This is a genomic window from uncultured Algoriphagus sp. (assembly GCF_963974365.1).
Lineage (GTDB): Bacteria > Bacteroidota > Bacteroidia > Cytophagales > Cyclobacteriaceae > Algoriphagus.
In genome coordinates this window covers 54300-75318 of record NZ_CAXBBX010000002.1, presented here as the reverse complement: position 1 = coordinate 75318, position 21019 = coordinate 54300, and the positions used below count along the sequence as shown (strand labels likewise).

The window sequence follows — 21019 nt, the reverse complement described above, 5'->3', positions numbered from 1 at the left end:
CTAATCTATTCTTTCATAAGATATAGAATTAAAATACACCTATAAAGTGACTTCCAGCTACGTTTTCTAGTTGAGCTCCTTTTGTAACCATACCTGTTTCGGTATCTACTACATATATGTTTCCGTTTTCACCAACAGGAGCTTGAGTAAGGTAAATATCTGATCCATTCACTACAAATCCTTGATACTGAAATAAGTAAAAATCTGGGTCGTAAGGTATATCATTAAGTTTTACAGCTGTTTTTGCATTTAGATCGGCCAAAGCAAAGAATCCCTGAGCACCAGCCACTCCTTCTTCGGAACCATCATGACGATAAGCGATAACTGCTTTTCCGTTTGCAGCAGGTCTCCATGCCAGAATATACGCACCTTCTACACCTAGAGCATCGTCTAGATTAAACACATAAGAATCGTCATATTGATTGTTTGCACCAATTTTTAGGATGTGAGAACCGTTGGGATCGCCTTGATTAGCTTGATAAATACTTCCTTGCAATTCAAAAGCATTAATGCTACGATAGCCATTCGTATTCCCGTATCCTACACCAGATGAAATTACAGTTGGATTCAGCAAAGATGGATAATCCAATACAATGGTTTTGGCGTTTAAAATTTCGCCTGAATTATCAGATTCTCCGGTGGCAGGGTCTACTTTGCTTAGGCGCGCGCCGATGTACAGTTTATCACCTGCTGCATTTAAAGTGGGCATGTCAATTCTGGAAATATAATACCCATTTGCCTCCTCTTCTTCACTTAAGACTAGGTCGCTTTCCTGAAATTCTATGATAGATGAATTTACCAGATTCAATGTTACAACGCCCATGGTTGCTTCGTGACGCAAATAGGTGTCATCAGTTGCATCAGTTGGTGTACCATTGTCATCAAATTGAGCCTCTGTATTGACATATACAGCTGCTCCTGTTTGGTCTCCATCAAATAGTTTTATCCATCTCGGTGCAGATCCTACGTAAGGTGCAATACTTACTCCAGTACCATTTTGAGTGAAATTCTGTCCACCTTCAACTGTGTATTTCGTGTATTGACCTCCCGTATCACCAGCATAGCTAATGTTAAACATTGTGCTACCATCTTCTGAAGACTGTAATCTTGCTGTTCTGTTAGAAGGCACTATAAAACCATTATCAAACGGGGCAATGGATACAGAAGGGTCTTTGGCCTCTTCACTGGATATGGAATAGATTAATGTCCCTCCATTTCCATCACCAGGATTATCACCCATTTTAGCAGCGGCAACAGTAATCCATCTGCTTTCTCCAACTGGATCCGGATCCGGATTTGGGTTGGGATCAGGGTTTTCTGTACATGCTGCCATTAGCCCACCTGCTAAGATCAAAGCAGTCAGTTTTTGGAAATTTCTAAAAGTGTGTTTCATTAGTTAGTTGGTATTAATTGGTTAATTATTATTGATTCTATAGTTTAATTTGAGGTAAAATGCTCTTCCTGGTTTTTGGACAGACAGGTTATCATAGACAGGTTTGTCGAATATGTTTTTAATGTCAAAACTCATGACCAGCTTGTTGCTCGGAAAAACATAACTAAGTCCTAAATCTTGGGCTAGTTGTTGGGGTACTTTGAAAAATTCATCACCTACTGTATTTGCACCCTGAGGTACGAGGTATGAAAACGCATCCGTGAAGTACATGGTGTAGAAAAGATTCAAGCGTGAATCCTTTTGAATTAAATCTTCGAAGGAATAGCGCAAATTCCCATTCATGGTGAAAAACGGCGTGTTTGGTACGTCAATTTCTACACCTCTATTCACTATTTTCAAATCAAAACGGGATACATTGAAATTGAATCCAAAATTGTTGTTGAAGGTGTAATCCAATTGGGCATCAAATCCTTTGGATGTGCCATTCCCTTGATTTTCATAAAGTATAGTCTCATCATTGACATTCAAGGATGTCTCAATCGGCAAACCGATTCTATCTTTAATATTACGGGTGAATAGATTGGAAGAAACCGTAAAATTGTGTTGGTCTATATGGAATGTCCCTAGTCGAAACCCAAGGTTAAAGTTGTTGCTGAGTTCCGGTCGGATACTTGGATTGGCTACCACATTATCCCCATCGTTACCAAAAACTTCACTTTCATTGGGTAGTCTGATCGCTTTTTCGGCAGAAGTTAACAAGGTGATATTCGGAAGTACTGCATAGGAAAGAGTAAAGCCGTAGCCTTCATCTACTTTGTTGGCACTGGTAATATCATCTACTATTTCATTGGTTTCTTTGTTTATCTCTGGGTCAATATTTATCGTTTCTTGCTGGTAGTATTTACCAAATACATTAGCTCTAAGTTTTTCATCTAAAGCATTTAGCTCATAGGTTAGGGAGACAATGTTTTTTCGCAAATCTCTGGTACCTCTGAAGGTATTTTCCAAAACTGATCTCAACTGATCACTATCCACCCGATCTATGCCACTGTAAACATGATTAAGCATGATTCTGTGATTCTTGCTTATGGCATAGGACAAGCCTGTTCTGATGGAAGATACATTCCTGTTGATTTTAGCCAGTGTAGGCCCGCTACCTTCCTGCTGGGATCTCCATGAATACTGATATTCATTTCCTCTAAAATCAATTGCCCGTTCTCCATTCCAGCTGTAGGCCCATGCTAGCGTATCGCTCACCATTCGATTGCGTTTGCCATACAATCCATTGATAGTTACATCCAGCCCCTTTACAAATAGATCTTTCTTTTGATAAGTAAGATTCATCAGCATAGCATCAGATTCCATAAATCTGTCTTTGTAAGGCATAATGGTCATAAAAGCCCCATGCTGAATTTCTTTGTAATCACTGGATCCTGTGAATCCAATTAAAAATTGATCGGCCCATTTTACATCCGTATAGCCAATCTGCAACATTCCTCCTGAGGATCTGTAAGCATCATTAAATCTTCTGGCAGTCACAGGGGTCTGCACGCCTCCTATTCCAGTAACCACCACACTTCTGCCGGAGACCTTGTAATCATTATCTGAGTAATTATAAAAAAGAGATCCTTTAACAGTGAATCCTGATTCCTTGAAGCGATGCAGGCCGTTTATACTAGCCTGAAGTGTATTAAAAGAACCATAAGAAACTGAAGCGCCAAAATTTGACTGAGTGGAGTTTTGGAGCACAATATTGATAGCTCCGCCCAAGGCATCGTCAGCCAAGTGTCCGGGAACCACTCCCTTATACACCTCAATTTCCTTAATCATTGAAGGGGGAATGCTATTCAGGTTGAATGAATTGCCATATGCAGAGATGGGAATTCCATCGATAAAAATCCGAACAGCACTTCCTGACAAGCCATTCAAGCTATAGTTTACCTCAGAACCTAATCCGCCATTTTGACGGATTTTTACTCCTACAGTCGTATTTAACAATTCGTTTGTTTGAATATTTCTAAGGCTGGCTTCTTTGGTATCTATCACATTTACTGCAAATCCTGATTTTTCCACCTGTGTCTTATAGGATTCCCCTTGAACCAGAACCTCTGCTAGCTCGCTATCATCAACTCTTTTTGCGTTGGTTGTCACTTTCAATGAGGACTTGTCCAAAGCGATGGAAAAACTTAGGTTTTGAATTTCTATGCTATTAATCTCTACCTGATGTGTTCCAAATGGAACTTCGTCCAGTGTATATCTACCTTTCTCGTCAGTGAGTACATGTTTTTTCAATGCTTGGATAAAAACAGAAGCATATGCCACAGGAGCCCCGTCTTCAAAGGTCAATGTTCCTGATACGTTGCCTGTTTGGGCAAAAGTAAAATCAGAAAGCAATATTCCGAACGTAAAAAATAAAAAGGTAAGACTTGTTTTCATGGACCGCCTGCGATGTATCAGGAGGCAAAACTAGCTTTTAATTATAATTAATCTAAATAACGATTATAAAAATTAATGGTCCTAAATTCAGGAACGAACTTATCCCTTTATAAATCAAGCGTTTACTATTTATAAAAAATCTAAATAAAAACAAATATAATAGAAAAGGCTATTGAAAATAAATCCAATAGCCTTAAGTTAAATTCTAACTATGACTCTCTAGCAATTCTTTCCGTCCACATCACAAGCCCCACCATCACCTTCAGCCATATCAAGTACTGGATTAGTCTTGGCATATTCATTCCAAGCTTTTTCCAATGTCTGGTCAAATACTTCATCTGGCTGAGCTCCTGATATCCCAAACTTCCTGTCCAGAACGAAGAAAGGAACTCCCTTCACGCCTAGCTGTCTTGATTCGTATATATCCTGATCTACTTCATTTTCGAATTTGTCTGAATTCAGTACTTCTGTGACAGCATTTTCTTCCAAACCTATTTCATTTGCTAAGTTTAGCAGAGCCGCATTATCATCTATATTGACCGAATCAGTAAAGTATGCTTTGAGCAAGCTTTCTTTCATCTCATCCCCTTTTCCTACGGTTTTAGCCAGATGCAAAAGTCTGTGAGCTTTCTTAGTATTCGCTACAACAGTTTTGTCTAAGTGGTATTCCAACCCCTCCTGAGCAGCCATATTGGCTACATTGGCAGTGATTTCCTTTGTTTGTTCCAGTGACCATCCTTTTACTTCAGCCAGATATTCCTGGGAACTCTTAGTTGGTTGAGTGACTTGATCTGGGTTAAGCAAGAAGCTCTTCCACTCAATCTCTATTTTATCTTTCTGAGGAAATTTTTCAATTGCCTTTTCAATTTTTCTCTTGCCAATGTAACAAAATGGACATGCTACATCTGACCATATTTCTATTTTCATAGCTAAATTCTTTAATTAACTTATGATGAAATAGAAATTAAGCCAAAAGAGTTCATCTGATTTGAAAACCAAAGAATGCCCTTCCTGCGCTATGGAGGTAGATTCCAAAGCAAAGATTTGCCCTATCTGTAAATTCGAATTCCCTCAGAGATCCCCTTGGATTACTTGGGTTGCGATCATATTATTAATTGTATGGATAATAAGCTATATACTTTGACCAATCCAACTTCAATTCCTCTCAGCTATGAACAAACGTAAATTCTTAAAGTCTTTAGCCTTCCTAGGAATTGGATCTGGTTCAATTTTTTCTCCAGAAAAAGCAAAGGCAAAATCAATAGTAGATCTTGATCCTAATGCTGCTGACTTCTGGGATCAAATCCGTACTGCATATAAGCTCAAACCTGATTACATCAACCTTGAAAATGGGTATTACTGCTTTTTGCCCGAAGAAACTTTAGAAAATTATATCAAGCATCTACGAGAAGTGAATTATCAAGCTTCAAGTTACATGCGGACGGTACAATGGGACAATAAAGTCAAAAGTGCTGCGATGGTGGCTGAGCTTGTTGGAGCTTCTCCCGATGAAGTCGTACTGACTAGGAATACAACTGAGTCTATTGATTTGATCATTTCAGGATATCCTTGGAAAGCCGGGGATGAAGCCATCGTATCCAATCAGGATTATGGTAGTTTGCTCAATATGTTTGAACTCGCTGAAAGGCGATATGGAATCAAGGTCAAAAGAATTGACATCCCCATGCATCCGGAAAATGATGAGGAGATTGTAGCCACTTTTGAAAGAGCAATGACTCCGAACACAAGATTATTAATGGTTCCGCATATTGTAAATATCACAGGTCATATTTTGCCAGTTAGGAAAATTGCTGATATGGCCCACAGTTACGGGGCTGAAATCATGCTTGATGGAGCTCATGCAGTTGGTCATTTTGATTTCAATATCTCTAAGCTAGATTGTGACTATTACGGTTCTAGCCTTCACAAGTGGCTTAGCGTTCCTCTTGGTTGCGGAATGCTTTATGTCAAAAAAGGCAAGAGTGGACAAATCCGACCGCTTCTAGCTCCTTATGAACTAGATCAAAAGACACTTCTAAATCTTAATCATACGGGAACACACCCAGTGTCTACAGATCTTTCGGTTATAGATGCCATCAACTTTCACAATAAAATGGGAAGCAGGAGAAAGGAAGATCGACTGAGATACATTCAGCGCTACTGGTCAGATCAAGTAAGAGATCTTCCAGGAATAAATGTGAATACCCCAAAAGATCCGCAACGTTCCTGTGCTATAGCCAATGTAGATTTGGATGCAATGACCCCGGCAGACATGGCCAAGACACTTATGGATAAGTACAAAATTTTTACAGTAGCGATCAATGGGGCTGGAGGTGTGAATGGCTGTAGGATTTCCCCAAATGTTTATACATCGGAGGCCGAAATGGACAAATTTGTTCAAGCTCTGAAGGAAATGTCTGGAAATGCATAAGTCTTTTGGGCTACTCTCAATTGTATTTTTGATAATTACTTGCCAAATATTATTCTGTAGCTGCTTATTTGGGCGGAATAGACCTTGTTATATTCTGAATTCAATAAAAATTTGGCTTTTGCTCTAAATTATTCTTTAAAACTCTTGCATTTTCCTTGCTAAGGAATGAATTTTGCCTCCCTATTACGCATGACACAAGTAAATCACATAGCGCCAACTTTCTTTCAAGCTACTCCTGTGGCAATGAAGGCTGATGCTATTGCTTTTTTCACTCCTATAAGGACGTGTAGATTTTTCTATAGGGTTTAACCCTTTGATAAATATTTGTATTCCTACGTGGAGTACGTGCTCGCCCTTTTACACTTTGATTTATTTACCAATTTCCGATTTCTTCGGAATTAACACATGCAATCCCTAATGGATAACATTTCATTTCAGATTATTGTAGCTAATCCTACCCACAAGGTTTACTCCACTCAGATTACTGAAGAGATGGAGAATTCTGCAAAAGCGCGCGGCACTGGTATTGCCAAGCGTAGCCCTGCCTATGTGGAAACCAAAATGGACGAAGGCAAAGCTGTAATCGCACTAACCTCAGATGGTAAATGGGCAGGTTTCTGCTATATCGAGGCCTGGGGTCATGGAAAATATGTAGCAAACTCTGGTTTGATCGTTTCTCCTGAATACAGAAAATACGGCCTTGCCCGCAAGATCAAAAATGAAGTATTCAAACTTAGCCGTTTGAAATATCCAGAATCCAATATTTTTGGATTAACTACGGGAGCTGCAGTAATGAAAATCAACTCTGAGTTGGGCTATATTCCTGTATCCTATTCAGATCTTACGGATGACAATGAGTTCTGGAAAGGCTGCCAAAGCTGTGTGAATTACGAAATCTTAATGAGTAAAAACAGACAAAACTGTCTTTGCACAGCGATGCTTTACGATCCAAATTCCAAGCGCAATCACACGCAGGAGTTGGCCCTTCGTGAGGATTTCAAAAAAGATCTCAAATTATTTGATCGCTGGGTAAGATTAAAGAAATATGTGATGCTTAAATTGAACAAGTCAAAAGACACTATTTCAAGCATCTTTTTATAAATCAATTCTTCCTTTTTGGAAGCAAAATCCTATAACAATGAAGAAAATAGTATTAGCCTACAGTGGAGGCTTGGATACCACATTTTGTGCCTTGCATCTTTCCAAAGAACTCGGTTATGAAGTGCATGCAGTTTTAGTGAACACTGGCGGATTTTCCGAGGAAGAATTGAAAGATATTGAAGAAAGGGCGAAAGGCTTAGGCGTAGCTTCTTTTAAGATTCTCCATGTAATGGACACCTATTATAATGAGGTGATCAAGTATTTGGTTTATGGTAATGTGCTGAAAAATCAAACTTATCCCCTTTCTGTATCAGCCGAGCGAATTCTTCAGGCAAAATCTCTAGCTGAATACGCAAAGTCAATCGGTGCAAAAGCAGTCGCTCACGGTTCTACAGGAGCAGGAAATGATCAGGTTCGTTTTGATATGATTTTCCAAACGATTGTTCCAGACATAGAGATCATCACTCCAATCCGTGACTTGAAATTGAGCCGCGCTGAGGAAATTGACTATTTGAAAAAGCATGGTGTATCAATGAATTTTGAGAAAGCTGCTTACTCAATCAATAAAGGCATTTGGGGGACTTCTGTAGGAGGAAAAGAGACACTAACCTCTTCAGATTATCTTCCAGAAGAAGCTTGGCCTACTAAAGCTACAGCAATAGAGCCTCTTGAAGTAATATTGTCATTTGAAAAAGGTGAACTTAAGGGTGTTGATGGAAAACAATTCGATGATTCTGTTGAAGCCATCCAATCACTTCAAGCTTTGGCAGCTCCTTATGGAATCGGACGTGACATTCACGTTGGTGATACGATTATCGGTATCAAAGGCCGCGTAGGATTTGAAGCTGCAGCACCTCTGATCATCATCAAAGGTCATCAGTTGCTAGAGAAGCACACACTTACGAAGTGGCAGCTTTTCTGGAAAAATCAATTAGCTGAATTCTACGGTAATCACCTACATGAAGGTCATTACTTAGATCCAGTGATGAGAAACTTGGAAGAATTCATGGAGAGCACTCAGACTTTCGTGACTGGTAACGTTCGTGTTCTCCTTCAGCCTTACCGTTTTACTTTACTTGGAATCACTTCTGATCATGACCTGATGTCCAACAAGTTTGGCAGCTATGGTGAAATGAACAAAGGCTATACTGCTGAAGATGTGAAGGGCTTTACCCGTATTTTGGGTAACCAAACTTCAATTTTCCATAAGGTAAACTCAGACAATGACTAAAATAAAAACAGCGATCATAGGCGCGGCAGGATATACGGGAGGCGAATTACTTCGTCTTTTGGTTCATCATCCTGCTTGCGAACTGGTCTACGTACATAGCAATAGCCAGAAGGGCAAAAAAGTATCTGAGGTTCATCCGGATCTAATCGGAGATTGTGAGCTTATTTTCTCAGATGAAGTACAAACGGAAGGAATTGAAGCTGTATTCTTAGGATTGCCACATGGTGAGACCAAAGGATTTCTAGATCAACATTCCTTCTCTCCTGAGACAGTTTTGATCGATTTGTCCACTGATTTCCGCGACGAGTCGAACGGCTTTACCTATGGTCTTCCAGAAGTGAATGCTAAGAAAATCAAGACTGCGAAGAAGATCGCAAATCCAGGCTGTTTTGCTACCGGAATCCAACTGGCATTACTTCCAGCTATCGCAAAAGGCTGGGTAAAAGATACGATCCAGATCTCTGGAGTAACAGGAAGTACAGGTGCTGGGAAGAAACTTGCTGAGACATCTCATTTCAGCTATAGATCTTCAAATATGTCTGTCTATAAGCTTTTTACGCATCAGCATCTGAAGGAAATAAACCAGACTTTCAAGCAGCTAAATACAAGCTTTTCTTCTGAGATTCTATTTGTTCCATATCGTGGGAATTTCCCTAGAGGTATCTGGATTACAGCTTATTTCCCATTCGAAGGAACTCAGGAAGAAGCTGTAGCAGCTTACAAGGAATTCTATAAAGATGCTGCATTTACACATGTTTCTGACAACGACATCGACATGAAGCAAGCAGTGAACACAAATAAAGCGATTGTTTACGTGCAGAAAGAAGCGGGTCAATTGGTGATTTATTCTGCTATTGACAACTTGCTCAAAGGAGCTTCAGGACAGGCAGTTCAGAATTACAACTTGGCATTTGGACTTGAGGAGAGGATGGGCTTGAATCTGAAAAGTATAGCGTTCTGATTAGATATTAGACGTTAGACTCAAGATTCAAGATTTGGTGAGTGATACTTTGTAATTCATCATTTCTCATTTAACATTCATCATTCTCCAACCTAGAAATTGATTTACGAAGTTCTAAATAAAGCCGTAAATCGTATTTCACATATCGTAATTCAACATGAAATTATTCGATGTATATCCCCTGATCCCTGTGACCATAGCAAAAGCTGATGGAGCAAAACTTTGGGACGAAAACGGACAAGAATATATAGATCTCTATGGAGGTCACGCTGTGATTTCCATTGGTCACACGCATCCACACTATGTACAGCGTATAAAAGATCAGTTGGATCAAATCGCTTTTTATTCAAACTCAGTCCAGATTCCAATTCAAAAGGAATATGCTGAAAAATTGGGTGAGCTTTCAGGTTATCCTGACTATGAGCTTTTCCTTTGTAATTCCGGCGCTGAAGCAAATGAGAATGCAATCAAGCTTGCATCTTTTTCAACTGGAAAATCTGGCTTTATAGCATTTTCTGGAAGTTTTCACGGGAGAACATCAGGTGCTGTCGCTTTGACAGACAACCCAAAAATCGTTGCTCCTTGCAATGCACGCGAGGATTTTCATATCCTTCCTTGGGAAGATTTAGAGGCTGTAGAAGAGGCTTTGAAATCAAATGAAATAGCTGGGATAATCATTGAAGGAATCCAAGGTGTAAATGGAATTCAAGTTCCAAGTGCAGAATTCCTTCAGGGCTTAGCTTCACTTGCCAAAAAATATGAGGCAAAATTGATTTTGGACGAAGTCCAGTCAGGTTTTGGTCGTACAGGCAAATTCTTTGCACATCAATTGGTAGATGGAATTAGTCCCGATATCATCAGCATGGCAAAAGGAATGGGAAATGGTTTTCCTATCGGTGGGATCTTGATTTCTCCAGCTTTCAAAGCTACATACGGACTTCTTGGAACCACTTTTGGAGGCAATCACCTGGCATGTGCAGCTGGATTGGCAGTTGTGGAAGTTATTGAAAAGGAAAACCTATTGGAAAATGCTTCTGAACTTGGCGAAAAGCTTTTAGAAGAATTGAAAGGAATTTCTGGAATCACTGCTATTCGAGGTACAGGCTTGATGATCGGTATCGATCTTGACCGTGAAGCTGGACCAGTACGATCAGAATTAGTAAAGAAATACCACATGTTCACAGGAAGTGCCGCAGGAAAGAATACGATAAGACTCCTGCCTCCTTTAAATATCGAGTGGAATCAATTAAATTCGTTTATATCCGCATTAAAAGAAATCTTAAGTCAATCCCCTACCAGTTAACTAATGGCCAATAATATCCCGCCACTACAGCACTTTACAAAATTTGAATCCCTCGAGTTAGGAAACCAATTAATCGAGCAAGCTTTAGCATACAAAGCAAACCCGACACTTGATAAGGCAAAAGGTGAAGGGAAACGCATTGGATGTATTTTCTTAAATCCATCTCTGAGAACACGTGTTTCCACACAGTTAGCAGCTATGAACTTGGGAATGGAGCCTATTGTGCTGAATATGGATAAGGAAGGTTGGGCTCTGGAGATGCAGGAAGGTGCAATAATGAATCGCGGCACTGTGGAGCATATCAAGGACGCTGCAGCTGTGTTAGGATCTTATTTTGATATTTTAGCCATTCGTGCTTTCCCTTCTTTGACTAATAAAGAAGAAGACATGAGTGATTTTACCTTTTCTCAATTTGTTAAATATTCTGGCGTTCCAATTGTGAGTTTGGAATCTGCAACCCGTCACCCACTTCAAAGTCTTGCTGATCAGATTACGATCAGAGAAAATTGGTCAGGAAAAAACAAACCAAAGGTTGTTTTGACTTGGGGCCCACATATCAAAGCAATTCCACACGCAGTAGCTAATTCCTTTGCAGAATGGACGCTCGGTATGGAACATGATTTGACAATTACCCATCCAACAGGATATGAGTTGGACGAAGAGTTCACTAAAGGCGCTACTATAGAATATAATCAAAGTAAAGCGTTAGAAGACGCTGATTTTGTGTATGTTAAAAATTGGTCATCTTTTAATGATTACGGCAAGATATTATCTACTGATTCCTCATGGATGCTTACCGAAAATCACTTTGAAAATGCCAAAAATGCTAAAGTAATGCACTGCCTTCCTGTTAGAAGAAATCTTGAACTGTCAGATGAAATCTTGGATGGTCCTCGATCTTTGGTTCAACAGCAAGCAAAAAATAGAATTTTCGCAGCTCAGGCGGCAATTAGCCATCTGCTAGGAAATAATTAAAGACTTACGCCCAATGAAAATAAGTATTATTAAAATCGGAGGTAATGTCATCGACTTTCCTGAAAAACTAGATGAATTTTTAGCCCTTTTTGCCAAGTTTCCTGGACACAAAATATTGGTTCATGGAGGCGGAGTAATGGCTTCCCGGTTTGGCGAATCCCTCGGTGTAATGCCAGAAATGGTAGACGGAAGAAGAATTACCGATCAGGAAACGCTCGATGTAGTAACGATGGTTTACGCTGGTTTGATCAACAAAAACATTGTCGCTAAACTTCAGGCATTAAAAGTAAATGCGATTGGAATGTGTGGAGCAGATGGAAATATTATCAGATCCATCAAGCGTCCTGTCAAAGGAATTGATTATGGATTTGTAGGTGATATTCAGGAAGTTAATACCAAGCTCATTGATCATTTACTTTCAGGTGATTTACTTCCTGTAGTAAATGCCATTACACACAATGCAAAAGGTCAATTGCTCAATACAAATGCTGATAGCATTGCCTCTGCCCTAGCAACGAGCCTGGCCAAAGAGCATCAAGTAAACCTTTATTTCTGCTTCAATAAGAGCGGAGTTTTGATTGACGAAAAGAATGAAAACTCTATCATTCCGCTGATCAATGAGGATATATACGAAGAACTACGCAAGGAAAATGTAATTCATTCAGGAATGATCCCAAAATTGGATAATGCATTTGAAGCTTTGGAGAAAGGCGTGAATCACGTTTGGATCGGTAAAGCTGAAAACCTTCATTTGGCAGCAAAAGGTAAGCTCTCTGGAACTACTATAGAGCGAAGCCGCTATGACCTCTATTAATACAATAATTAGAAAGTAAGGATGGAATTATATGACAATGCAGTTCAGCTTCTTACTCAGCTAATAGAGATTCCATCCTATTCGAAGGAAGAAAGCTCCACTGCAGAAGTTATCGAAGAATTCTTCACGGCTAGAGATATTGAAGTACATAAATCAGGAAATAACATATGGGCTTTTGCGAACCCCTTTGATAAGGATAAACCTACTATTTGGCTGAATTCCCATCATGACACCGTAAAACCAAACGCAGGCTATACTAAGGATCCCTTTCTGGCAATTACCGAAGATGGAAAATTATACGGTCTAGGAAGTAATGATGCCGGAGGACCGTTAGTAAGCTTAATGGCAGCTTTTTCGCATTTCTACGGCCAAGAGCTTCCATTTAACCTAATTATGATCGCTTCTTCTGAGGAGGAGATTTCAGGAAAAAATGGAATCGCTTCAGTGATTGATCAACTTCCTCCCTGTGAGTTGGCAATCGTAGGAGAACCTACCTTAATGGATATGGCAGTTGCAGAAAAAGGCCTAATGGTGATTGATGCAAAAGTCTATGGAAAAGCAGGGCATGCCGCTAGAGAAGAGGGGGTAAATGCTATTTATTTGGCATTGGATGATTTGCAAAAGATTAAAGATTTTGAATTTGAAAAGGTTTCCCAGTTTCTGGGTAAGACGAAAGTATCTGCCACTGTGATTCATTCTGGGCAGCAGCATAATGTAGTTCCTGATCTTTGCGAATTTGTATTGGATGTTCGAGTGACTGATGTTTATTCTTTGGAAGGAGCATTAGACGAATTAAAAGGATCTCTTAATGCTGAGCTTACCCCGCGCTCACTCAGACTTCAATCTTCCCATGTACCGGAAGGTCATTTGATTCTAAAAGTTGGCGAGCAACTTGGCCTCAAAACCTACGGAAGTCCTACTCTTTCGGATCAGGCTTTAATCCCCTACCCATCTGTCAAAATCGGCCCTGGCGATTCAGCTAGGTCACATTCTGCAGATGAATATATTTATTTGAACGAAATTCAAGAAGGCATAGAAGGCTATATCAAGATCCTTGAAACTTACGCAGCTATACTTACTCAAACTAATTAGAAATGAAACTTTGGCAAAAAGAAACAGGAAGCAAAAAGGAAGTGGAATCCTTCACTATTGGCCGCGATCCTGAGTTTGATATACTTTTGGCACCATTTGATGTTCTTGGATCTATGGCTCATGCCGAGATGCTGTCTACGATTGGTCTTTTGACCGCTGAGGAAAATGAAATTCTGCAGCGTGGACTGAAAGACATTTACTTCGAAATTGAAAAAGGTCAGTTTGAAATAGCAACAGGCGTAGAAGATGTGCATTCTCAGGTGGAATTTCTACTTACTGAGCGATTTGGAGATGTTGGCAAGAAACTTCATAGTGGAAGAAGCCGAAATGATCAGGTTCTGGTTGATCTAAAGCTATATTACCGAGCCGCAATTCAGGGTTTGGTAGAAGAAAGCAAAGAGTTATTTGATTTGCTGATCAAATTAGCCGAAAAGCATAAAGGCGATTTAATGCCAGGCTATACTCATACGCAACTTGCAATGCCTTCCTCTTTCGGCCTTTGGTTTAGTTCTTTTGCCGAGGGGTTATCAGAAGATTTGGGTTTGCTGAAAGCTGCTTTTGATCTGGCTAATAAAAACCCGCTGGGTTCTGCCGCTGGTTATGGGTCTAGTTTTCCGTTGAATAGAACAATGACTACAGAACTTCTAGGTTTTGCTGATCTTCATCACAATGTGCTGAATGCTCAAAACAGTAGAGGAAAAACTGAGAGAACTTTATCTTTCGCCATGGCAGGAATGGCAGGAACGCTAAATAGAATGGCATCTGATGTTTGTATTTTCATGAATCAGCATTTTGCCTTTATAAAATTCCCGGATGATTTGACTACAGGAAGTAGTATCATGCCACATAAGAAAAATCCTGATGTTTTTGAGTTGATCAGAGCAAAGACAAATCAGATTCAGTCAGTTCCGAATGCAGTTTCGATGATTTTGACTAACACAACGACTGGGTATCACAGAGATTTGCAATTACTTAAGGAAGAGATTTTCCCTGCTTTGGAAAGTCTAAAATCCTGTTTGAGCATGACCACTTTTATGCTAAAGTCTATCAAGGTGAAAGAGAATATTTTATCCGATCCATTTTACAAACACTTATTTTCTGTCGAGGTAGTAAATGACTTGGTATTGAAAGGAACACCTTTTAGAGATGCCTACAAGCAAGTGGGGATGGATATAGAGTCTGATAATTTTGCTCCAGACCAAACTAAGCTGAATCACTCGCATGAAGGGAGCATAGGTAATTTGAATCTTCAGGAAATAGAGAAAAAAATGCAAACAGCAATAGAACAATTTAATTATAGAGCCGTTCAGCAATCCATTGAAGCTCTTTTAAAATAAGTCTTTTGCCAGTTTTTATATGATAAATTAGAATGATTCAATACAATAATTTATTTTTATAAGAATTAGAAAACAAAATTCTTATATCCTTCCGAACAAACCCAATAAAATGACTAACCTTTTTGGAAGTAATCTCAAATATGATTTGAAAGCCAGTTTAGTGGTTTTCTTGGTGGCTTTGCCACTTTGTTTGGGGATTGCAGTAGCAAGTGGCGCTCCGCCAATGTCTGGTCTAATTGCGGGTATTGTAGGCGGAATAGTGATAGGAAGCCTTTCTGGGTCTAATGTAAGTGTCAGTGGTCCTGCAGCAGGATTGACAGTAATCGTACTCGATTCCATCAATAGCATGGGTAGTTTACCCCTATTTCTTGGTACACTCGTAATAGCAGGATTGATTCAGGTTGGGTTAGGACTTGCAAAAGCTGGAGTAATTGGATACTACTTTCCACACTCTGTCATTAAAGGGATGCTTACGGCGATAGGTTTGATTCTAATATTAAAGCAAATCCCACATGCCTTAGGCTACGATGTGGATTTGATGGGAGATCAAGCCTTTTTACAAGCAGATGACCACAATACATTCTCGGAGATTTGGTATGCTTTCAAATATAGCAGCTTCGGAGCTATCCCTATTGTATTAGTAGGTTTAGCAATTTTAATTGCTTTTGAAAAACCAAAGCTTAAAAATCATAAAATCTTTGGAGTTGTTCCGGGAGCATTGTGGGCAGTAATTTCCGGAATAGTAATAAACTATTTGTATGGCATTTGGAAACCAGAATGGCAATTGGACGGAGAGCATTTAGTAAGTATTCCTGTGTTAAATAATTTGGGAGAAATAGGTGATTTGCTGACATTTCCAGATTTCTCAATGATAGGTGAAAGTACCTTCTGGATAGTGGCAATGACCATTGCTATCATAGGAAGTCTTGAAACTCTGCTAAGTATAGATGCTGCTGATAAGCTTGATCCTATGAAAAGAACCAGTCCGCCAAGCAAAGAATTATTTGCACAGGGCGTTGGAAATACTGTTTCAGGATTAATTGGTGGTTTACCAATTACAGCTGTAATTGTGAGGAGTTCAGCTAACATCGCTACTGGAGCGAAGACAAAACTATCTGCAATCCTTCATGGTGTCTTGTTGATGATTTTGGTGCTTGCGATTCCTACTACGCTTAATTTGATTCCGTTAAGTTGTTTGGCTGCTGTCTTATTTGTAGTAGGATACAAACTTGCAAAGCCATCAATTTTCATAAATATCTATAGGAATGGTTGGGATCAATTTATCCCATTTATCGTAACCGTAGTTGCTATCCTATTTACTGACCTTTTGGTAGGAATTGGAATAGGTATGGTGTTTGGTTTATTCTTCGTGGTGAAGACAAATTTCGTTCGCGCTGTAACTTTGACCGAGTTGAATGGTAACTATTTGCTAAAACTTCAAAAAGATGTGTCATTTTTGAATAAAGCTTTATTAATGAAGCAATTGGAGAGAATTCCTTCTGGCTCCAAACTGATTATCAATGCTCAGAAATCCCAATTCATTGATCACGACATTCAGGAAGTTTTAAACGACTTCATTGCCTCATGTCCAGACAAAAATATAAGTGTAACAATAGAAGGATATCAATATAAAATTCACGAAAATATATGAACCCTTACGAGAAACTCTTAATACAAAATAAAGCGTGGTCAGCTGATCAAAAATTGGCTGATGCGAATTTTTTTGGAAGACTAGAAAAGCAGCAATCACCTAAATTCCTTTGGATTGGATGTTCTGATAGTAGAGTTCCAGCTAATCAAATTACCGGGACAGACCCAGGTGAGATCTTTGTACACCGAAACATCGCTAATATGGTTGTCCATACGGATGTTAACCTACTTAGTGTGTTGGAATACGCTGTTGTAGTTCTCAAGGTAGAGCATATCATTGTTTGTGGTCATTACGGATGTGGTGGAATAGATGCTGCATTAGGAAATAAGAGCTACGGGATTATCAATAAATGGCTATTGAATATCAAAGAAGTTTATAAGACTTACCAGAATGAGATCGATGCTATTGAAGTACATGAGGATAAAGTAAACAAATTAGTAGAATTGAATGTGATCGAACAATGCCAAGATCTAATCAAAACTTCTACAATTCAAAAAGCTTGGAAATCCAGAAATGCGCCAACAATCCATGGATGGGCTTACGGTCTGAAAGATGGTTTGGTGAAAGAACTAGTCAATATCGAACCTGATCTTAGTAGTATCAATCCAATCTTCAGATTTGACGCTGAGGAATTAGATAAATAAACTTCAAGTTTTTTGGTCAGCGAGTGAAAATATATTTTGATTTCCCACTCGCTGACCTTTACTTTGCAGCATCCTATCACTTTTAGTGCTCGGATTTATATAGAAGAGGCGAGAGACAGGCTCATTGACCCTCTGGCAACCTGGAAAGTCCAAGGTGCCAATTCCTGCCAAATGAGATAATCTTATTTGGAACTATAAGTTCATAAGTATATGCACCTAGGATACTCCCCTTCTTCCCTTTTCTTTCAAAATTTATTTGCAGTTAAGCTTTTGGCTTACCTCTGGCATACGATGCCTATTTTGGACTAGCTCTAATTTTTATGAGTTAGTTTTCATTTTAACACGTTTTTCAAACCATAAATCCATAATAACATGTCAAAAAATCTTCACTTCGACACATTGCAAGTTCACGCTGGTCAAGAGCCAGATTCAGCAACTAATTCTCGTGCAGTTCCTATTTATCAGACCACATCCTATGTGTTTAATTCTGCTGAGCACGGCGCCAACCTGTTCGGACTAAAGGAATTTGGCAATATCTATACACGGATCATGAATCCGACCACAGATGTATTTGAAAAAAGAATTGCTGCCTTAGAAGGCGGTGTGGCTGCAGTTGCAACCAGTTCAGGTCAGGCTGCTCAATTTTTAGCACTGAATAATATCATGGAAGTGGGCGATAATTTCGTCTCTAGCCCATTTCTATATGGAGGTACCTTCAATCAGTTTAAAGTAGCCTTTAAACGAATCGGAATCGATGCAAGATTTGCAAAAGGGAAAAACGCTGAAGATTTCGAAGCTCTCATTGATGAGAATACTAAAGCGATTTATCTGGAAACAATAGGAAACCCTGAGTTTAACATTCCTGATTTCGAGGCTATTGCTGCAGTAGCTAAAAAGCACGATATCCCTTTGGTGGTTGATAATACATTTGGAGCTGGTGGTTTTTTATGCCAACCAATCGCACATGGAGCTAATATTGTCACTTCTTCAGCGACTAAGTGGATAGGTGGACACGGTACTTCTATCGGTGGAGTTATTGTAGATGCAGGAAACTTCAACTGGGGAAATGGCAAATTTAAGCAGTTCTCTGAGCCTTCAGAAGGTTATCATGGCTTGAATTTCTGGGAGGTATTTGGTGAAAACAACCCTCTTGGACTTCCAAATATAGCTTTTGCGATTCGAGCTCGAGTAGAAGGTCTTCGTGACTTTGGTCCAGCGATCAGTCCATTTAACTCGTTTTTGCTATTGCAAGGCATAGAAACACTATCACTTAGAGTACAAAAAACAGTTGATAATGCTTTGGCTTTGGCAAAATGGCTGGAATCACATCCTGCTGTACAAAAAATTAATTACCCAGGATTAGCATCTTCACCTTACCATGAATTGGCTAAAAAATACTTGAAAAATGGTTTTGGAGGCGTGTTGAGTTTTGAACTCAAAGGAGATAAAGACCAAGCTTCTGCTTTGATCAATAATTTGGAATTAATCTCTCACCTAGCTAATGTGGGTGACGCTAAAACGCTAATTATTCAACCGGCCGCAACTACGCATCAGCAATTATCAGATGAAGAACAGCTTGCTGCAGGTGTTACGCCGTCCTTACTAAGAATCTCCTGTGGAATCGAACACATAGAAGATATTAAGTCGGATCTACAACAAGCATTCGATAAAATCTAAACCAACAAATGAATCTTAAAAGTCAGTACGCTTCGATTACCATGACCCAGAAAATATTTCATTCTAGTTTGCCTCTACATCTGGAATCAGGAGAAGTTCTCCCAGAATTTGATCTTGGCTATACCACTTATGGCCAGTTAAATTCTGAAAAATCAAATGTAATTTGGGTCATTCATGCGCTTACTGGAGATTCAAATGCTTCAGAATGGTGGAATGGTTTGATAGGAGAAGATAAATTCTTTGATCCGGCAAATCATTTTATAATCTGTGCAAATCTCCTAGGATCTTGCTATGGCTCTACTCAGCCGTTCAGTGAGAATCCCAAAACTAGTAAGCCCTATTATTACGATTTCCCTCAGATGACCACGCGGGATATGGCGCAAGGTCTGGAACGCTTAAGGATTCATTTGAAAATAGATACTATTCATAGCCTTATCGGCGGGTCTTTAGGCGGTCAAGTTGGACTGGAATGGGCTTATGAATTAGGTACCAAGCTTAAGAATGCAATTATTCTTGCGTCTACCTCCAAATCTAGACCTTGGGTGGTAGGCTTCAATGAAACCCAACGTATGGCGATAGAATCAGATTGCACCTGGGGTGAATGTAGAGAAAATGCTGGGCAAAAAGGGTTGGAAACGGCAAGAGCTATCGCAATGCTTACATATAGACATCCAAATGATCTAGCTACAAAGCAGGCAGATCCAGAAAATAAATTGGATAATTATCGAGCCTCTTCATATCTCCGTTACCAAGGTCAAAAGTTAGCTAAGCGTTTTAACGCACTCTCCTACTGGACTCTGAGCAAAACCATGGATTCCCATGATTTGGGTAGAAACCGTGGTGGCTTGGAGCAGGCTCTGGGCAATATTGAAGCTAATGTATTGGCAATTGGAGTAGACTCTGATTTGCTCTTTCTTCCAGAAGAATCTCAATACATCAGTCAAAAGGTGAAAAAAGGCACTTACAAGGAAATTACATCAACAGCTGGTCACGATGCATTTCTGATTGAATTTGAGCAGCTTTCTTATATTCTGAAGTCATTTTACTTGCAGCAAAAGAATTAATTGGAATTAGGTAGTAGTAAAAGAAATAAGGCAGAAATCTCTGCCTTATTTCTTTACTCTATTCCACTCTACAGTTCTACTTACCCAGGATTCCCCAAGAAATCCCTTTACCTCAAGAATATCTTTCTTCTTGAGCTGAAGTTCACATGCATAGCTTAAGCCGGATTCAGGATCATAAATTTTTCCATCAGCCCACACACCATTTTTATATTGAAGTCCTTCCAAAATTGTCAGTCCCATCAGCGGGCGATTTCTTAGGCTGGTATCCGAATTCACCAAATCAGTAAAAGTCTCTGGGTCGCCATCCTCATGCTTGATCCAAACTAGTTTACCAATCAACTGATCTTCCTTTTCAATAATCTCAATCTGAGCGGTCTTTTCAGTATTGTACCACAGACCCAAAACCTTTGAATTGGATTGTGCTTGTAAAGACTCTGTGCCAAGCAGAATCGATAAAAGCGATAGTAATGCAATATGATATTTCTTCATAAAAAATAAGTTTGGTGTAGTATGGAGTTGAGCTGATTTTAATTTACTGAAACTAATCCTAAAACCATACCCAACTGGCAATTATGCCGACTTGACCAATTTTTGGAATCTAACTTCATTTACTGGGTTACCTTCCAATTGGATTTATAATATGCCAACAATTGTTTTCTCAGTATTGTTTTTGAAATGTTTTCAAATTCATTCTTAAAAACCACCCCAAAGTCAAGTAATTCATTTAGAGTAGTTTACAGTTGCTTTATCTCCAGATTGAATATATGAAAGCTTGAATTTTGAGCGAGGATATAAAACAATAAAATGAGAAGTTAGAATGGGATTTCTAGCAGTATAAGTCACACAAATACACAAGGATTAAAAGCTTTTCCTGTAAAGAATGACTATCACTATAGATTTAATAGTAAA

General features: G+C 39.2%; 17 protein-coding genes and 1 riboswitch. Of the genes, 13 read left to right on the top strand and 4 right to left on the bottom strand.

Going from position 1 to position 21019, the window contains the following annotated elements:
• Nucleotides 1–28 precede the first annotated feature (28 nt).
• The 3 genes from AACZ87_RS02830 to AACZ87_RS02820 form a co-directional block, all read right to left on the bottom strand.
• On the bottom strand, nucleotides 29–1393 hold the full coding sequence (locus tag AACZ87_RS02830) for a hypothetical protein (protein ID WP_339864648.1): 1365 nt from the start codon (nucleotides 1391–1393) through the stop codon (nucleotides 29–31).
• Nucleotides 1394–1414: 21 nt separating this feature from the next.
• Entirely contained in the window at nucleotides 1415–3829 is a 2415-nt protein-coding gene (locus AACZ87_RS02825) for a TonB-dependent receptor plug domain-containing protein (RefSeq protein ID WP_339864646.1), read from the bottom strand.
• Nucleotides 3830–4048: 219 nt separating this feature from the next.
• Nucleotides 4049–4756: a DsbA family oxidoreductase gene (locus AACZ87_RS02820; RefSeq protein ID WP_339864644.1), complete on the bottom strand. Its 708-nt coding sequence runs from the start codon at nucleotides 4754–4756 to the stop codon at nucleotides 4049–4051.
• A gap of 244 nt (nucleotides 4757–5000) precedes the next feature.
• Between AACZ87_RS02820 and AACZ87_RS02815 the strand changes: the two genes are divergently transcribed.
• From AACZ87_RS02815 to metX, 13 genes are all read left to right on the top strand, one after another.
• Entirely contained in the window at nucleotides 5001–6260 is a 1260-nt protein-coding gene (locus tag AACZ87_RS02815; RefSeq protein ID WP_339864642.1) for an aminotransferase class V-fold PLP-dependent enzyme, read from the top strand.
• 417 nt (nucleotides 6261–6677) lie between these two features.
• On the top strand, nucleotides 6678–7361 hold the full coding sequence (locus AACZ87_RS02810) for a GNAT family N-acetyltransferase (RefSeq protein ID WP_339864640.1): 684 nt from the start codon (nucleotides 6678–6680) through the stop codon (nucleotides 7359–7361).
• A 37-nt stretch (nucleotides 7362–7398) separates the two neighbouring features.
• On the top strand, nucleotides 7399–8592 hold the full coding sequence (locus tag AACZ87_RS02805) for an argininosuccinate synthase domain-containing protein (RefSeq protein ID WP_283413344.1): 1194 nt from the start codon (nucleotides 7399–7401) through the stop codon (nucleotides 8590–8592).
• A complete protein-coding gene (gene argC, locus AACZ87_RS02800) occupies nucleotides 8585–9553 on the top strand; it encodes an N-acetyl-gamma-glutamyl-phosphate reductase (protein WP_339864635.1) in 969 nt (322 codons plus the stop codon). Before AACZ87_RS02805 ends, argC begins: the two co-directional genes overlap by 8 nt.
• A gap of 157 nt (nucleotides 9554–9710) precedes the next feature.
• Nucleotides 9711–10856, top strand: coding sequence for an aminotransferase class III-fold pyridoxal phosphate-dependent enzyme (locus tag AACZ87_RS02795; RefSeq protein ID WP_339864633.1), 1146 nt, complete (start codon nucleotides 9711–9713; stop codon nucleotides 10854–10856).
• Nucleotides 10857–10859: 3 nt separating this feature from the next.
• The gene (locus AACZ87_RS02790) at nucleotides 10860–11831 is read left to right on the top strand and encodes an acetylornithine carbamoyltransferase (RefSeq protein WP_339864631.1); all 972 of its coding nucleotides are present in this window, start codon (nucleotides 10860–10862) and stop codon (nucleotides 11829–11831) included.
• 13 nt (nucleotides 11832–11844) lie between these two features.
• Nucleotides 11845–12645 carry an acetylglutamate kinase gene (argB, locus tag AACZ87_RS02785; RefSeq protein ID WP_339864629.1) on the top strand — a complete coding sequence of 267 codons (801 nt, stop codon included), beginning with the start codon at nucleotides 11845–11847 and terminating at the stop codon, nucleotides 12643–12645.
• A 21-nt stretch (nucleotides 12646–12666) separates the two neighbouring features.
• Complete coding sequence (locus AACZ87_RS02780; protein WP_339864627.1) at nucleotides 12667–13737, top strand: M20 family metallo-hydrolase; 1071 nt, start codon at nucleotides 12667–12669, stop codon at nucleotides 13735–13737.
• A 2-nt stretch (nucleotides 13738–13739) separates the two neighbouring features.
• Entirely contained in the window at nucleotides 13740–15074 is a 1335-nt protein-coding gene (gene argH, locus AACZ87_RS02775; protein ID WP_339864626.1) for an argininosuccinate lyase, read from the top strand.
• Between the two features lie 109 nt (nucleotides 15075–15183).
• A complete protein-coding gene (locus tag AACZ87_RS02770) occupies nucleotides 15184–16725 on the top strand; it encodes a SulP family inorganic anion transporter (RefSeq protein ID WP_339864625.1) in 1542 nt (513 codons plus the stop codon).
• Complete coding sequence (locus AACZ87_RS02765) at nucleotides 16722–17369, top strand: carbonic anhydrase (RefSeq protein ID WP_339864623.1); 648 nt, start codon at nucleotides 16722–16724, stop codon at nucleotides 17367–17369. The genes AACZ87_RS02770 and AACZ87_RS02765 overlap by 4 nt, the downstream gene beginning before the upstream one ends.
• 92 nt (nucleotides 17370–17461) lie before the next feature.
• Nucleotides 17462–17570: riboswitch (SAM riboswitch) on the top strand.
• Nucleotides 17571–17741: 171 nt separating this feature from the next.
• The gene (locus AACZ87_RS02760) at nucleotides 17742–19046 is read left to right on the top strand and encodes an O-acetylhomoserine aminocarboxypropyltransferase/cysteine synthase (protein ID WP_339864621.1); all 1305 of its coding nucleotides are present in this window, start codon (nucleotides 17742–17744) and stop codon (nucleotides 19044–19046) included.
• 8 nt (nucleotides 19047–19054) lie between these two features.
• Nucleotides 19055–20110, top strand: a complete 1056-nt coding sequence (gene metX, locus AACZ87_RS02755; RefSeq protein ID WP_339864619.1) for a homoserine O-acetyltransferase — start codon at nucleotides 19055–19057, stop codon at nucleotides 20108–20110.
• Between the two features lie 45 nt (nucleotides 20111–20155).
• Here metX and AACZ87_RS02750 read toward each other — a convergent pair whose 3' ends face one another.
• Nucleotides 20156–20599 carry a DUF2147 domain-containing protein gene (locus AACZ87_RS02750; protein WP_339864617.1) on the bottom strand — a complete coding sequence of 148 codons (444 nt, stop codon included), beginning with the start codon at nucleotides 20597–20599 and terminating at the stop codon, nucleotides 20156–20158.
• Between the last annotated feature and the right edge of the window lie 420 nt (nucleotides 20600–21019).

Bases quoted from the DNA above. Each gene is read 5' to 3' on its own strand.
- AACZ87_RS02750 (WP_339864617.1), bottom strand. From the start codon at position 20,599: ATGAAGAAATATCATATTGCATTACTATCGCTTTTATCGATTCTGCTT.
- AACZ87_RS02790 (WP_339864631.1), top strand. From the start codon at position 10,860: ATGGCCAATAATATCCCGCCACTACAGCACTTTACAAAATTTGAATCC.
- metX (WP_339864619.1), top strand. From the start codon at position 19,055: ATGAATCTTAAAAGTCAGTACGCTTCGATTACCATGACCCAGAAAATA.
- argH (WP_339864626.1), top strand. From the start codon at position 13,740: ATGAAACTTTGGCAAAAAGAAACAGGAAGCAAAAAGGAAGTGGAATCC.
- AACZ87_RS02780 (WP_339864627.1), top strand. From the start codon at position 12,667: ATGGAATTATATGACAATGCAGTTCAGCTTCTTACTCAGCTAATAGAG.
- argC (WP_339864635.1), top strand. From the start codon at position 8,585: ATGACTAAAATAAAAACAGCGATCATAGGCGCGGCAGGATATACGGGA.
- argB (WP_339864629.1), top strand. From the start codon at position 11,845: ATGAAAATAAGTATTATTAAAATCGGAGGTAATGTCATCGACTTTCCT.
- AACZ87_RS02825 (WP_339864646.1), bottom strand. From the start codon at position 3,829: ATGAAAACAAGTCTTACCTTTTTATTTTTTACGTTCGGAATATTGCTT.
- AACZ87_RS02805 (WP_283413344.1), top strand. From the start codon at position 7,399: ATGAAGAAAATAGTATTAGCCTACAGTGGAGGCTTGGATACCACATTT.
- AACZ87_RS02795 (WP_339864633.1), top strand. From the start codon at position 9,711: ATGAAATTATTCGATGTATATCCCCTGATCCCTGTGACCATAGCAAAA.
- AACZ87_RS02830 (WP_339864648.1), bottom strand. From the start codon at position 1,393: ATGAAACACACTTTTAGAAATTTCCAAAAACTGACTGCTTTGATCTTA.
- AACZ87_RS02770 (WP_339864625.1), top strand. From the start codon at position 15,184: ATGACTAACCTTTTTGGAAGTAATCTCAAATATGATTTGAAAGCCAGT.
- AACZ87_RS02820 (WP_339864644.1), bottom strand. From the start codon at position 4,756: ATGAAAATAGAAATATGGTCAGATGTAGCATGTCCATTTTGTTACATT.
- AACZ87_RS02810 (WP_339864640.1), top strand. From the start codon at position 6,678: ATGGATAACATTTCATTTCAGATTATTGTAGCTAATCCTACCCACAAG.
- AACZ87_RS02760 (WP_339864621.1), top strand. From the start codon at position 17,742: ATGTCAAAAAATCTTCACTTCGACACATTGCAAGTTCACGCTGGTCAA.
- AACZ87_RS02765 (WP_339864623.1), top strand. From the start codon at position 16,722: ATGAACCCTTACGAGAAACTCTTAATACAAAATAAAGCGTGGTCAGCT.
- AACZ87_RS02815 (WP_339864642.1), top strand. From the start codon at position 5,001: ATGAACAAACGTAAATTCTTAAAGTCTTTAGCCTTCCTAGGAATTGGA.